This is a genomic window from Methylobacterium sp. Ger2507 (assembly GCF_055231875.1).
This window is the reverse complement of sequence record NZ_JBUYVC010000001.1, coordinates 2310905-2323954: the sequence shown is the minus strand read 5'-3', so window position 1 is coordinate 2323954 and position 13050 is coordinate 2310905. Positions and strand designations below refer to the sequence as shown.

The window sequence follows — 13050 nt, the reverse complement described above, 5'->3', positions numbered from 1 at the left end:
GCGTCGGGCACGGTCTCCCGTTCCCGGTCAGGCCGAGCGGGACAGCGGGACCTCGCGGGGACCGATCAGATCGACCTTCCGCTCCAGAAGGGTCGGCGGCGGAACGGGAGCTTCGATCGTGCACACGACGCCGGTCGGGGCGAACGCGAGTTGGACCGTACCATCGAGTTCGCGCGCCAGGCTGCGTTCGATCAGCCGCGATCCGAAACCGGTCCGGCTCGGCGGCACGACGGGCGGACCGCCGTCCTCGGTCCATTTCAGGGTCAGGCGGGTTTCGGTCAGGCGCTCGACCGACCACGCGATGGTGACGGTGCCGCCTTCCTGCGACAGCGCCCCGTACTTGACGGCATTGGTTCCGAGTTCGTGCAGCGCCATCGCGATCGACAAAGCGAGGCGCGGCGGCAGGCGGAGAGTCGGACCGGAGGCGATGAAGCGCGACCGTTGTCCTTCCCCGCTGTCAAGGGGCGCGATGGCATCGGAGACGACCGTTCCCAGCTCGGCCCCGTCCCAATTCTCGCGGGTCAGGACATTGTGGACCCGGGCCAGCGCCAGGAGCCGCGCCTCGAAGGCCGCGCGGGCGGCGGTGGCTTCCGGCCCGTCCAGTCTGCGCAGGGATTGGCCGGCGATCGATTGCACTGTGGCCAGGGTGTTCTTCACCCGATGGTTCAGCTCATGAATGAGGAGCTGCTGGTGCTCGGCGGCGCGCTTGGCATCGGTGATGTCGACGTTGCAGCCGGTATAGCCGAGGAAGTTGCCGGTATCATCCGTGCGCGGCACGCCCTCGCAGCGGAGCCAGCGCACAACCCCGTCCCGGTCGATCACCCGCACGTCGGCCTGGAACGGCACCCGTGCCGCGAAGGCGTCGTTGAACCGTCGGGTGAAGGCCTCGAAATCGTCCGCGAAGATGATGCGCTGCCAGTTCTCCCCGCTGAGTTCGGCCGCCGTCTGGCCGCCGAACATGTGGTCGAAGTGCATGTTGGCGAAGCTGATCTGGGCCGCCTCGTCGGTCATCCAGATCAGGGCCGGCGCCGAATCCGCCATGTGCCGGAACCGCGCTTCGCTCTCGCGCAGAGCGCTCAGGCCCCGCTCCGTTTCCGCGAGCGCCCGGTCGCGCTCGTCGCTGCGCAGGCGCAGACGCTGCGAGGCTTCGGCGAGGACATCACCGAGACGCCGGATTTCGTGGATCGGCGAGGTGATGCGCGGGATGACTTCGCCGCGCGCCAAGGCCGGTCCCGTGGCGGCAAGCCGGCGCAGGGGCCGGGATACCCGTGACCACAGGTGAACCGCGAGCATCGACGAGGTTGCCAGGACGATCAGGCCGAATCCACAGAAGGCCCAGATCCAGTTGCGCAGGCGCGCCTCCACCAGGGCCTGCGGAATGATCGCCGCCGCCGTCCATCCGGTCAGGCGCGAGCGCGCTTCCACGACCGTGACCGGCTTCCTGCCCTGATCCTTGCCGTCCCAGACTCCCTGCGTCGCCGTCTGGTTTTGGCGCAGGCTGCCCAGGCGCATCGACCCGACGAGGGTGTCGCGGTCGGGGACGCGAGCCAGGATGATGCCGTCGCGGTCCGACAACCCGGTGGTCCAGCCGTCGACGGTCTCCCGGGCGACGAGGCTGTCCAATCGCCCAACCGGGACCGAGAAGCTGAGGATGTGGCTGACATTGCCCGCATTGAGCACCGGCACCGCGACCGCATAGGTCGCGTCGTCCGCTTTCATGCCCTTGATGAACCCTGAGACGATCGCCCGCTGGGCGCCGGAGGCGACCTCGCGATCGAAGGGAAGCCCAGTGCGCGGCAGGGGCGCGCCGCGCCGGACCGCTGTGTTGACGACCTGCTGTCCGTCGGGGCGCCGCAGGAGGATCTCCAGGCCGACCGTATCGCGCACGAGCCGGGCCTGGGCGTCGAAGCTGTCGAACTCGCCGTCTTTGAGCCGCGGCGAGGTCGCCAGGGTCTGCAGCACGGAGACGAGGCCGGCGGTGTCGCGGTCGACCGAGAGGGCGATCCCCCGCACCTTCTCACGGGCATCCTGCTCGAAGCGTGCCCGCTCGGTGCCGGCATAGCGGACGAGAAGAATCGCGGTGAAGAGAAGGCCCGGCCCGATCAGCGCCACCACCAAGGCGACCAGGTAGACCTGTGTCGAGAACCCGCGGTGACGGACCCGGTCGATCACTGCGGCCACGGGGCGGGGCCACCACCTGGGACGTCCCCCCGGAGCACCCGTCGCCGAACCGCGCGCTGTTACCGGATCCTTCGGAGTACGATCGCTCATGCGGGATCCGCAGGCGGGCGATCGTCTTTCCGGCGATCGATGTGGCCAAGATCCCGACCCGGGGCGAGGCAATCCCGCACGCGCTGCTTGAGAACCTTGATCTCCGGGAAGCCGCCATCGCGGGTCCGGTCCCAGATCAATTCCGTTCCGCACAGGATGACGAACGTGCCGCCGGTGCCTGGAATTAGCGCGACTTCACCGAGATCGTCGCGAAAGGTCGAGAGCAGTTCCTGCGCCATCCATCCCGCACGCAGCAACCATTGGCACTGCGTGCAGTACGTGATCGAAACCCGCAGCTTCTCGGGCGATGGGCGTCGCGTTTCGTCCATGGGTCGGTAAAGCGACCAATCCGTCCCGCGTTGTCAACCACGACGACAGGCCGGGAGGCGGTTGCGGCGCAAGCAAGGTCTTCATCCGACGCGGCAGATCGCTCGGAGGCGGTCACTCGGATCGGGCGTGTTTCGCCGGTGCGCGCCGTTATGACCCGATCATCGATGACGGATGACGGACAGGGGTCCGAGCCGGCTAGGAAGGTGCTGCTTCGATCCGTCCGCGAACAGCATGCTGCCTTCCGACACTGCTGGCCCGACAAGAGTATCCTCGCGCGATCGGCGCCGACCGAACCCCGTCACTGTCAGCCCGGTGGACGGGAACAGAAGCCGACGCGGAACGCCCGACAACTCGGCCAGCCCCCTCTTGGCATCGGCCGATCGATCGCTCCATCGAGACGGTTCGACGCGCTTCCGGACCCACCATTTCCATGCATGACAATCCGCCCTCTCGGAGAGCCGAGCGTCCGCGTTTTCCTTGCTCTGGCGTTCCACCGCCGTTGTCGAGTCTCCGACACCCTGGCATGATCAGGGAATGTCACAGACGTCCTATCCCCGCTGGTCGCCGGCGGAACTCGTCGCGGAACTTCGCGAGGCCGCCGAGGAGATCGCGCCCGAACTGAACGGCATCAAGGCCGAGGAGACCCTGGAGGGCGAATCGGCTCAGATGATCGAGGAAATGGCCGAAGCGCTGAAGCGGATCGCCAGCGGGGGCCCTCGGCCGCAGGAGATTGCCCGGACGGCACTTGCCGCGCAAACGCCACGCCTGCCGATCGGACGCCCGCAAGCGGGCGTCCGCAAGGCGGTGAAGCCACGGCGCTGACGTTGGTGCCGGACCAGTGGACGCCGGCCCTGGAAGCTTCCCCGGCGACGATTGTATTTTCGGGAAGTCGACCCCCAAACGCTGCATCGATCATTAAGCGTGATCGATGGTTTTGCGCTGGTGCCCGTGGTGGCGAATTGGTCTTTGAACTGGTAGAGCACGTTATTGTTGCAGTGCGGTCTGCGCGGATTTCTTCGATCCACGATAGGCAGATTTTTTCGGGATGAATGGTGAAATGTCGCAGCACGCCAACGCGTTGATCCATCCGGTGATTCTCTGTGGCGGCTCCGGCACGCGGCTCTGGCCCGCCTCGCGCGAGAGCATGCCCAAGCAGTTCACGCCGCTGGTCAATCCGGATTCGTCGACGTTCCAGGATACCGCTCTGCGCCTCGGTGACGGCTCGGTCTTCTCGCGACCCGCCATCCTCACCAGTAGCGATGCCCGCTTCATCGTCGCAGAGCAGTTGCAGCATGTGGGCATCGCGGCGGACATCATCCTCGAACCGGAGCGCCGGGATTCGGCCGCTGCCGTCGCGGTCGCGACCCTGCATGCCGCCCGGCGCGATCCGGAGGCGATCGTACTCATCATGGCCGCCGACCACGTGATCGGCGACGCGGCCGCCTTCGTGGAGGCGGCCAGGGCCGCCGCCGCCGGTGCCCGCGCGGGGGCCATCATGACCCTCGGCATCACCCCGACCGCGCCCGCCACCGGCTACGGCTACATTCGCGTCGGCGCGGCTCTTACGGGGGGCGAGGGCAACCACAAGGTTGAGCGCTTCGTCGAAAAGCCGGACCGCGACGGCGCCCTCCGGCTCATCGACGAGGGGGCGTTATGGAATTCGGGCTACTTCCTGTTCCGGGCCGACGTGATGCTGGCCGAACTCGAGACCTACGCGCCCGAGATCCTGGCCGCCACGCGGGCCGCCCTCGAGGCCGCCGTGATCGACCTCGACTTCGTCCGGCTCGATGCGGCGGCCTTCGGCCGGGCGCCCAAGACCTCGATCGACTACGCCGTGATGGAGCGCACGGACCGGGCCGGTGTCCGGCCGGTGTCCTTCCCCTGGTCGGATGTCGGCACCTGGGATGCGGTCTGGGACGTGCTCGCGCATGATTCCGACGGCAATGCGGTGCGCGGACGGGTCGAGACCATCGACACCCATGGCAGCCTGATCCACAGCGAGGGCGAGCACCTGACCACGGTCGTCGGCCTCGACGACGTCGTCGTGGTCACCACGCCGGACGCCGTCCTGGTGACCTCGAAGGCGCGCTCCGGACAGGTGAAGGACCTCGTCACCCGCTTGCGCGACAAGGCTCACCCGGAGGCGGATGCCCATCGGCGGATGTACCGGCCCTGGGGCTGGTACCAGCGCATCGACATCGGCGAGCGTTTCCAGGTCAAGCGGATCATGGTCACGCCCGGCGGTCGGCTGTCGCTGCAGAAGCACTTCCACCGCGCCGAGCACTGGGTCGTGGTGAAGGGCACCGCCGAGGTGACCTTGAACGAGTCCGTGGTGCTGGTGCACGAGAACGAGGCGATCTACCTGCCGATCGGCTCGATGCACCGCCTGACCAACCCTGGCAAGATCCCCCTGGAGCTCATCGAGGTTCAGGTCGGCTCCTATACCGGCGAGGACGACATCATCCGCGTCGAGGACATCTACGGCCGCTAGAGCGGTCGGAACCGACGCGGTGGCATCGGGCTCAGGCTGTGACCGGCGCCGTCGGCGTCCAATAGCCTGAGCGGGCTCGGCCCTCCGGTGCGTCAAGCAGCGCCCCGAGGGTCGGCGCACGGCCTCACTCCGCAGACGTTCGGTTAACTTGTTGTCTAAACGGGAAGCTCAAGGGTCGGTTGAAGTAACCTCGACGGAACCGTCGACTTGCTGGATGTCGAGGGACAAGTGGGCGCGGTAGAGAACCTGCGCCCCCTCCCCCCTTACGATCGCCAGATAGTCCTGGCGCTCGGTCTCGGTGCCGAACTCTTGCGCGATCTTGGCCATGATGCGTACAAGCTTGCTGCGCACTGCGCTCTCATCAGCCAATTCGAAGCCAACATTGTCCTTGACGAAATTGGCTCCGTCATGAAGATCAATAAAGAAGCGCGGCATAGACAATAACACCCGTGGGAATTTATCCCACTCCATATGATTAACCTAGGCTGTTCGAGCACCGAGCGCAATTGGTGCTGTCCACTTAGGTCGCCTCCCGGACAGATTTGTCGGCGCCCTGATCGACGCAATCTGCCGCCAGTGTCGCGGGTCTGTATCGCCCGTCGGAGAAAGCGGCCATCCAAAACCGTGACGGCGGACAGGCCGTCGACCCCTGCGCTATCAAGCGCATCCTTCTTGTGTGGTCCGGCTGCGCCTCATGTTCTTTCCGCTTTCGAAGCTGTTGTTTTTCGTGGTGACACCCTCGAATGCGCTCGTGCTCCTGATGCTCGTCGGGCTCGGTTTCGGCGTATCCGGATCGCGGCGATTCGGTTTCGGATTGGCGGCCGTCGCCGGCCTATTTCTCCTCATCGCGGGGCTCTCTCCTCTCGCCGTCACTGTCGCCCTACCCCTGGAGGAGCGCTTTCCGGCTTTCGTCGACGATGGCAGACCGGTCGCCGGGATCATCGTGCTGGGCGGTGCGATCGAAACGCGGCTCTCGGGCGAGCGTGGTCAGCTCGTCCTGAACGATGCTGCCGAGCGCCAGATCGCGATGGCGGATCTAGCCCGGCGCTATCCGACGACCCGGCTCGTCTTCACCGGGGGCAGCGGCAGCCTGGTGAACAGAAAACCGTCCGAGGCGGAGATCGTCAGCCGGTACGCCGATTCCACGGGCCTGCCGCGGACGCGACTGATCCTGGAGGATCGATCGCGCAACACGTGGGAGAACGCCCTGTTCACCGCCGACATGGTCAAGCCGAAGCCCGACGAGCGCTGGCTCCTCGTCACGTCGGCCTGGCACATGCCTCGTGCCGTCGGCTGCTTCCGGCAGGCTGGCTTCGACGTCACCGCTTATCCGGTCGATTACCGCACCGGCGGCTGGGACGACATCTGGCGCATCAACGGGTTCGCGTCGGAAGGACTGGCCCTCCTCGATCTGGTGACCAAGGAGTGGATCGGCCTCACGGCCTATCGGCTCGCCGGCTACACCGACGCGTGGTTGCCGGCGCCTCAGGCGCCGTCCGCGACCGAGCCGAGCCGGTAGACGCCGCGGAAATCATCGGGGTCCTCGACGGCCTTGCCCTTGCGCAGGATCGCGACCTGTCCGGCCTTGGTCATGCGCACCGCGATGCGGCGGATCGGCTGCATCAGCGGGCTCCACGCCTCGGGTTGCGAGCCGCCGAGTTCGCGCGCCACTTCCGACGGGCAGACCGTCTTGCCGACATCGCGGGCCGCTACGAGGCGCAGGATCGTCTCCGCGATGAGGTCCTCGGACGGCCCCTTCCGCTCGGGACGGCCAGAAACCTTGGGCGTCGGTTTGACCGCCGGTTTCACGGCGGTTTTCGGAACCGGCTCGGCCGCCGGCTTCTTGGGTGAGGAGGTGCGCTGGCGCGTCGGCTTCTTCGGTATCGTCATGGCTGCCACCCCTGCCCTGTCCCGTCGTCTTCCGCTAGCAGGGCGGCGCGAATTCGCGAAGCGAATTGCCGGCGCCACATCACCAGGACGACGGCCGTGGTGGTGAGAACGAGCAGCCACGGGCTGATGAACCAGCCGAGATAAGCCAGGGCGAAGAAGAAAGCCCGCTGCCCGCGGGCGAAGTGACTGCCCGCAGCGATATTCATGGCGGCGGCCTTGCGCGCCGCACGCTGCATCTGCTCCGCTGTCGCGCTCGACCCTTTCGGCGGAACCGCGCCGAGCAGGATCGCGCCGTAGTTGAACAGCCGGTAGGCCCAGGAAAACTTGAAGAAGGCATAGACGAACACCACAGCCAGCCCCGCGACCTTGATCTCCCAGGTCACCCGCGAGGCGATGGCTCCGAACGGCAGAGCCCCGAACAGCGTGAGCACGTCGTCGCCCGAGCGCGACAGGGTGAGCACACCCCCGAGGGCAATCAGCGACGTGGAGGCAAAGAAGGCGGTTCCGTTCTGCAGCGAGGCGTTGATGGTGGTGTCGACCACGCGGTTGTCGCGCTCGATGAGTTGGCGCGTCCATTCCGCCCGCTGGGCGTTCATGATCTGGCTGAGACTGGTGCGGCGCCCGCGCATCCGCGCCACGGCGACGCCGTATCCGGCCCAGGCGGCCACGAAGTAGCAGAGCGCCGCGAGGTCGAGATAGGAGAAGTCGGGGGTCAGCATCGCGTCCGCTCTTCGACGACCGGGTCGGGGGCGCCTCGCCGCCGGGCGCTAGCGCGGTTTCCGCCGCCCTGTCCAGCGCTGCCGGACCGTACCCGCGCCGACCGGCCTCGAACGTCACAGAATCGCGAAACCGACCTCGACCACCGCATCGGTGCGATCCGTCACCGCAACCTCATTCACGCGTGAGCCCGGTGGTCCAGTCCGGCAGGCCTCCAGCATCCGGTCGATGGTGTCGGGTCGGCCACAGAAGCGTGCCTCGACCGAGCCGTCCGCCCGGTTGCGGACATGACCGGCCAAGCCGAGACGGCCGGCCTCGCGACGCGTCCACATCCGGTAGCCGACCCCCTGGACCCGTCCGCGGATGATCACGTCAACGGTTCGGATCTCGGGGGTCTCCATCACCTGCTCCGACTCTCAGCGCGCGACGATCCCGCCCGCGCGCGGCCTCGCGAGCGGGACCGGCTGAGCCGTTCCGCTGCGGAAAGTGAGATACCACGCCACCGAGATGAAGAGCACGCCACCGACGAAGTTGCCGAGCGTAACGGGAATCTGATTCCACACCCACCATTGCTCGAACGAGACGTGTGCCCCGAGCATCATGCCCGCCGGAATCATGAACATGTTGACGACGGCGTGTTCGAAGCCCTGCGCGAAGAAGAGAAAGATCGGCAGCCAGGCACCCAGGATCTTGCCGAAGGTCGAGGTCGACATCATCGACATGGTGACGCCGAGGCAGACCATCCAGTTGCACAGCATGGCCTTCACGAAGCAGGTCAGCATGCCGGCGCTGCCGAGCGTCTCGTAGGCGACCGTCTTCGACAGGGTGATGTCGATGATCTTCTGCGCCACACCGGCCGGCGGCGTGTGCCAGGCATTGGTGAGGGCGATGACCAGAAGTACGGCGTAGAGAACGCTGCCGACGAGATTGCCGACGAAGCCCCAGGCGAAGTTGCGCATCATCGGCCGAAAGCCGATCCGCCCCTCCATGAAGGACAGCGCCAGGATGCCGAAATTCCCTGTGCAGAGTTCGAGGCCCAAGCAAACGATCATCACGAAACCGACGGGGAACACGATGGCGCCCACGAAGGGAACGCCGCTCTGAACGCCACCGGTGAGCGCGAGGCTGGTGGCGATCCCGAGCAGCGCGCCGGCCATCATGCCGCGCACCAGCATGTCCCGGATCGACAGATCCGCGCGTACGACACCGGCCTCACTCATCGCGGCGGCCATGTCGGCGGGTTTTACGAAGTCCATCGGCAGATTTCCTCAATGTGTTTTGAGGACGCTCGACGCAAGGGGAAGGCCAAACTACGATCACGGAGGGCGATGGTGCGATCCAAGACCAACGCGGCCCTGCGAAACATTCCGCGCCGGCGCCCTACCCTGCGCGGCCACGCTGCCAAGTCTTCAACTCGGCGCAGTAGGCTGGCGGCAGTTGTGCCGCCGATGCAGCCGCGATGACCGCCTCCAGGTAGCCCGGACGGGGCGCGCCCGTAGCGCTGCTGCCGCCGAGATAGATCAGTGCCCGCTTCGCGCCGCCCTGCATCGAGACCGGCTGCATCGCCTTGATGTAGAGGCCGGCCGCGACGCCCTCGTAGCGGTCCAGGGCCGGCACGTCTCCGAGGGACAGGTCCCATAGGATTCCGAACACGGTCGCACGCGGGTCACGCACCACCGAGGCGTAGCCCTCGCGCATGATGATGAAGCGGTGCCGGTTGAGCCGTCCCTGCCCGATCAGCGTCGAGCGTGGGCACCGCGCCGCCATCGCGGCGGCATCCATGTTCGCACCGTAGGCGAAGTAGAGGGGCATCGACCGTTCCTGGCGTCCGTCCCGACCGTGCGCCCTCCCCGAATGGAGGAGGGTGCACGGTGCGGCTCAGCGAATCCTCAGGCGAATTCGAGGATCACCGCGTCGACGGCAAGGCTGTCACCTTCCTTCGCGGAGATCTTGGAGACGGTTGCGTCGCGCTCGGCACGCAGGACATTCTCCATCTTCATCGCTTCGACGATGGCCAGCGGCTCGCCGTTCTTCACCTCCTGGCCTTCCTTCACCAGGATCGCCTTCACCAGACCGGGCATCGGGCAGAGCACCTGCTTGCCGGAGCCTGCATCCTCCTTGATCGGCATCAGGGCTGCCAGCGCCGCTTCGCGCCGGGTGTAGACGCGGGCCTCGGCCGCCGCGCCCGCATGCTGCAGAGCGACGCCGTTGAGGAGGCCACGCACCTGCATGGCGACACGGGTGCCGGCGATCTCGCCCTGCCAGACCGGCTCGCCGGGACGCCACTCGCTTGACACCGTCCAGGTGGTGCCGTCCTCGCCCGTGACCAGCAGCGTGCCGCCGACGGCGTCGACGGTGACCGGATAGGATTCGCCGGCCAGCACGACGATGCGGTCGCGCTCGAAATGCAACAGGGCGGGATCGCGCATCTGGCCGGAGATCCCGCGCTTGCGCTGGTTCATCTTGTGGTCGATGGCCGCCGCGGCCGCCGCCATGCGCTGGGCGACGGCGCCCTTCGGATCGGGGGCGACGAAGCCCTCGGGAAACTCCTCGGCGATGAAGCCGGTGGAGATGTTGCCCGAACGCCAGCGCGGATGGGCCATCAGGGCCGCCAGGAACGGAATGTTGTGGCGGATGCCCTCGATGGCGAAGGCGTCGAGGGCTTCGCCCTGCGATTCGATGGCCTCGGCCCGTGTCGGCGCCCAGGTCACCAGCTTGGCGATCATCGGATCGTAGTGGATCGCGATCTCGCCGCCCTCCTCCACGCCGGTGTCGTTGCGCACGATGGCTCCGCCGAATTCGCCCTCGGCCGGCGGCCGGTAGGTGGTGAGACGGCCGATCGAGGGCAGGAAGTTGCGGGTCGGGTCCTCGGCATAGACGCGGCTCTCGACGGCCCAGCCATTCAGCTTCACATCGGCTTGCGCGAGCGGAAGCGTCTCACCGGCCGCGACCCGGATCATCATCTCGACGAGGTCGAGCCCGGTGATCATCTCGGTGACGGGATGCTCCACCTGCAGGCGGGTGTTCATCTCGAGGAAGTAAAACGATTTGTCCTGGCCGGCGACGAACTCGACCGTGCCGGCGGAATCGTAGCTCACCGCCTTGGCGAGGGCGACGGCCTGCTCGCCCATCTTCCGGCGCGTGGCCTCGTCGAGAAGCGGCGACGGCGCCTCCTCGATAACCTTCTGGTTGCGGCGCTGGATCGAGCACTCGCGCTCGCCGAGGTAGATCACGTTCCCGTGCTTGTCGCCGATCACCTGGATCTCGATGTGGCGCGGATCGGTGATGAATTTTTCCACGAAGACGCGATCGTCGCCGAAGGACGAAGCAGCTTCCGATTTGGCACGGGCGAAGCCCTCGGCGACCTCCGACGAGGAATGGGCGATGCGCATGCCCTTGCCGCCGCCGCCGGCCGACGCCTTGATCATGACCGGATAGCCGATCTCGTCAGCGATCGTCACCGCGTGCTCGGGGCTCTCGATCACCCCGAGGAAGCCCGGAACGGTGGAGACGTTGGCGGCGGACGCCGCCTTCTTCGACTCGATCTTGTCACCCATCGCGGCGATCGCGCCTGGGTTCGGACCGATGAAGACGATGCCGGCCGCCTCCAGAGCGCGCGGGAAGGATTCGCGCTCGGACAGGAAGCCGTAACCCGGATGCACGGCTTGGGCGCCGGTCTGCTTGCAGGCCTCGATGATCTTGTCGATCAGCAGGTAGGACTGTGCCGCCGGCGCGGGCCCGATATGCACCGCCTCGTCGGCCATGGCGACGTGCACGGCATCGCGGTCGGCATCCGAGTAGACCGCCACGGTCTTGATGCCCATGCGGCGGGCGGTCTTGATGATGCGACAGGCGATCTCGCCACGGTTCGCGATCAGAATTTTATCGAACATTGATCCGCGCACTCTGTATTCAAACGGTAAACATCGAGGCGCGGTCGGCGCCCAAGCTTGTCTCCGATAAAGCAGTTATGCGGCTTCGGGAAGCAGACCGAACCGGGAGGCGCCCGTTGAACCGTGAATTGTGTTCACGCTACCTGCCGTGCCGGCGGCGCAACGGCCGCCTGCGCGTCCCAGGCCGCCACGACGCGGTTCCGGCCGGCAGCCTTGGCGCGGTAGAGGGCGATGTCGGCCTGCTTCACCAAATCGTCCGGCCAGATGGTCGAGTCGTCGGGTTTCGCCAGCGCGATCCCGACGCTGACGCTGACCACCTTCCGGCCTTCGAGCCCGGGATGAGGCATGCCGAGGTCCGAGACCGCGCAGCGGATCACCTCGCCCAATGCCACGAGGCTCTCCGGCGTCGCATCTCGTAAAACGGCGATGAATTCCTCCCCGCCGAAGCGACCGACCACCGCCTGGGCCGGCATCGCCTGCCGCATGGCCTCCGCAACGGCGATGAGACAGCGGTCACCCGCATCGTGTCCGGCGGTATCGTTGAATCGCTTGAAGTGATCGATATCGAGCAGGGCGACGCCGAGGCTGCCGTCGCGCTGTGCCGCCTCGGCCCACGCATCGACCAGACGGCCACGAATGGCGCGGCGATTGGCGAGACCGGTGAGGTCGTCGGTCCCGGCCAAAACCTCCAGACGCGTGTTCATCTCGGTCAACCGATCGGCCTTGAGCAGGTCTTCCAGCCTGAGCATGAAGGAATGGCGATGGAGGATATTCATACTTCGGCGCGCCGGGATCAGGCATCCCAGTATCACCCCGTAGAAGACCACCATCGTTCCCCGAATGACGGGATCCATGGCCGGGTTCCGGAGGCAGAAAGCCCCGTAGATGCCGATCGCCAGGACGGCGGCGCTGATGGTCGAGACAAGGCGAACCGGAAAGATCACCAAGCCGGTCGCCAGGACGAACAAGCCACCGCTCAGGTAGCGCTCGGGGATTGCGCCCTCACCGGTGTGGCCCAGGACGCCGGACATCAGCATCAGGGATACGGCCGCGACCGGCAGGATGAGACTTTCGGCTTTTTGCGATCGAAACCGGGTCATCGCCCAGCTCAAGCTGCCGTAGATGACTGGGAGGAAGATGAAATGCGACAGGAGCGCAACTTCAAAAATGCGTGGATTCTGCAGAACATCGATGGCGAAGATGGGCGTATTCAGGATCGCTACCCATATCAGCCATGAGCGAATACGCTTGGCGCGTTCGTGCCAGGTGCTGCTGTGATAGAGGGCTTCGAGACGTTTCGTCAGCTTGAGGTCGCGGATGCGGCCGTCGAGGACGGCTTCGACCTCGGTCAGCAGTTCCGCTCGTCCTGCGGGGTCCAAGGCATCAATGGGCGCCCGCCATCGGCTGGCCCGCATCTTCGCTGCCTTTCCGACTGTCGACTGCCTCATCAGAAAATCC

General features: G+C 66.5%; 13 protein-coding genes. 3 read left to right on the top strand and 10 right to left on the bottom strand.

All coding sequences use genetic code 11. The annotated features are described in order from the left end of the window. Positions 1 to 27: 27 nt before the first annotated feature. Both ACV7NL_RS10770 and ACV7NL_RS10765 read right to left on the bottom strand, forming a co-directional pair. The gene (locus tag ACV7NL_RS10770; RefSeq protein WP_056189668.1) at positions 28 to 2172 is read right to left on the bottom strand and encodes a sensor histidine kinase; all 2145 of its coding nucleotides are present in this window, start codon (positions 2170 to 2172) and stop codon (positions 28 to 30) included. Between the two features lie 95 nt (positions 2173 to 2267). Further along, entirely contained in the window at positions 2268 to 2600 is a 333-nt protein-coding gene (locus tag ACV7NL_RS10765) for an Rdx family protein (protein ID WP_056479244.1), read from the bottom strand. Between the two features lie 535 nt (positions 2601 to 3135). On the opposite strand from ACV7NL_RS10765, the gene ACV7NL_RS10760 reads away from it, so the two are divergent. Next, the gene (locus ACV7NL_RS10760) at positions 3136 to 3423 is read left to right on the top strand and encodes a hypothetical protein (RefSeq protein WP_463355644.1); all 288 of its coding nucleotides are present in this window, start codon (positions 3136 to 3138) and stop codon (positions 3421 to 3423) included. A 235-nt stretch (positions 3424 to 3658) separates the two neighbouring features. Further along, the gene (locus ACV7NL_RS10755; protein ID WP_056479241.1) at positions 3659 to 5092 is read left to right on the top strand and encodes a mannose-1-phosphate guanylyltransferase/mannose-6-phosphate isomerase; all 1434 of its coding nucleotides are present in this window, start codon (positions 3659 to 3661) and stop codon (positions 5090 to 5092) included. Positions 5093 to 5260: 168 nt separating this feature from the next. Here ACV7NL_RS10755 and ACV7NL_RS10750 read toward each other — a convergent pair whose 3' ends face one another. Beyond that, a complete protein-coding gene (locus ACV7NL_RS10750) occupies positions 5261 to 5563 on the bottom strand; it encodes a DUF6894 family protein (RefSeq protein WP_463355643.1) in 303 nt (100 codons plus the stop codon). A 223-nt stretch (positions 5564 to 5786) separates the two neighbouring features. Here ACV7NL_RS10750 and ACV7NL_RS10745 point away from each other — a divergent pair, with 223 nt between their 5' ends. Beyond that, positions 5787 to 6611, top strand: coding sequence for a YdcF family protein (locus ACV7NL_RS10745; protein ID WP_463355642.1), 825 nt, complete (start codon positions 5787 to 5789; stop codon positions 6609 to 6611). Here ACV7NL_RS10745 and ACV7NL_RS10740 read toward each other — a convergent pair. The 7 genes from ACV7NL_RS10740 to ACV7NL_RS10710 all read right to left on the bottom strand — a co-directional run bounded on the left by ACV7NL_RS10740 (position 6578) and on the right by ACV7NL_RS10710 (position 13007). Further along, a complete protein-coding gene (locus ACV7NL_RS10740) occupies positions 6578 to 6829 on the bottom strand; it encodes a DUF3253 domain-containing protein (protein ID WP_247634981.1) in 252 nt (83 codons plus the stop codon). The two genes, ACV7NL_RS10745 and ACV7NL_RS10740, sit on opposite strands and share 34 nt — an antisense overlap. A gap of 149 nt (positions 6830 to 6978) precedes the next feature. Next, entirely contained in the window at positions 6979 to 7701 is a 723-nt protein-coding gene (locus ACV7NL_RS10735) for a DUF599 domain-containing protein (protein ID WP_056189215.1), read from the bottom strand. A gap of 114 nt (positions 7702 to 7815) precedes the next feature. Further along, positions 7816 to 8100, bottom strand: coding sequence for an acylphosphatase (locus ACV7NL_RS10730; protein ID WP_463355641.1), 285 nt, complete (start codon positions 8098 to 8100; stop codon positions 7816 to 7818). A 15-nt stretch (positions 8101 to 8115) separates the two neighbouring features. After that, positions 8116 to 8955: a formate/nitrite transporter family protein gene (locus ACV7NL_RS10725; protein WP_463355640.1), complete on the bottom strand. Its 840-nt coding sequence runs from the start codon at positions 8953 to 8955 to the stop codon at positions 8116 to 8118. A gap of 124 nt (positions 8956 to 9079) precedes the next feature. Next, positions 9080 to 9511 carry a gamma-glutamylcyclotransferase gene (locus tag ACV7NL_RS10720; protein WP_056189223.1) on the bottom strand — a complete coding sequence of 144 codons (432 nt, stop codon included), beginning with the start codon at positions 9509 to 9511 and terminating at the stop codon, positions 9080 to 9082. A gap of 77 nt (positions 9512 to 9588) precedes the next feature. Beyond that, positions 9589 to 11592, bottom strand: coding sequence for an acetyl-CoA carboxylase biotin carboxylase subunit (locus ACV7NL_RS10715; protein ID WP_463355639.1), 2004 nt, complete (start codon positions 11590 to 11592; stop codon positions 9589 to 9591). 134 nt (positions 11593 to 11726) lie between these two features. After that, positions 11727 to 13007, bottom strand: coding sequence for a GGDEF domain-containing protein (locus ACV7NL_RS10710; protein ID WP_463355638.1), 1281 nt, complete (start codon positions 13005 to 13007; stop codon positions 11727 to 11729). Positions 13008 to 13050 lie beyond the last annotated feature (43 nt).

Bases quoted from the DNA above. Each gene is read 5' to 3' on its own strand.
- ACV7NL_RS10765 (WP_056479244.1), bottom strand. From the start codon at position 2,600: ATGGACGAAACGCGACGCCCATCGCCCGAGAAGCTGCGGGTTTCGATC.
- ACV7NL_RS10725 (WP_463355640.1), bottom strand. From the start codon at position 8,955: ATGGACTTCGTAAAACCCGCCGACATGGCCGCCGCGATGAGTGAGGCC.
- ACV7NL_RS10720 (WP_056189223.1), bottom strand. From the start codon at position 9,511: ATGCCCCTCTACTTCGCCTACGGTGCGAACATGGATGCCGCCGCGATG.
- ACV7NL_RS10745 (WP_463355642.1), top strand. From the start codon at position 5,787: ATGTTCTTTCCGCTTTCGAAGCTGTTGTTTTTCGTGGTGACACCCTCG.
- ACV7NL_RS10735 (WP_056189215.1), bottom strand. From the start codon at position 7,701: ATGCTGACCCCCGACTTCTCCTATCTCGACCTCGCGGCGCTCTGCTAC.
- ACV7NL_RS10755 (WP_056479241.1), top strand. From the start codon at position 3,659: ATGTCGCAGCACGCCAACGCGTTGATCCATCCGGTGATTCTCTGTGGC.
- ACV7NL_RS10730 (WP_463355641.1), bottom strand. From the start codon at position 8,100: ATGGAGACCCCCGAGATCCGAACCGTTGACGTGATCATCCGCGGACGG.
- ACV7NL_RS10750 (WP_463355643.1), bottom strand. From the start codon at position 5,563: ATGGAGTGGGATAAATTCCCACGGGTGTTATTGTCTATGCCGCGCTTC.
- ACV7NL_RS10715 (WP_463355639.1), bottom strand. From the start codon at position 11,592: ATGTTCGATAAAATTCTGATCGCGAACCGTGGCGAGATCGCCTGTCGC.
- ACV7NL_RS10760 (WP_463355644.1), top strand. From the start codon at position 3,136: ATGTCACAGACGTCCTATCCCCGCTGGTCGCCGGCGGAACTCGTCGCG.
- ACV7NL_RS10710 (WP_463355638.1), bottom strand. From the start codon at position 13,007: ATGCGGGCCAGCCGATGGCGGGCGCCCATTGATGCCTTGGACCCCGCA.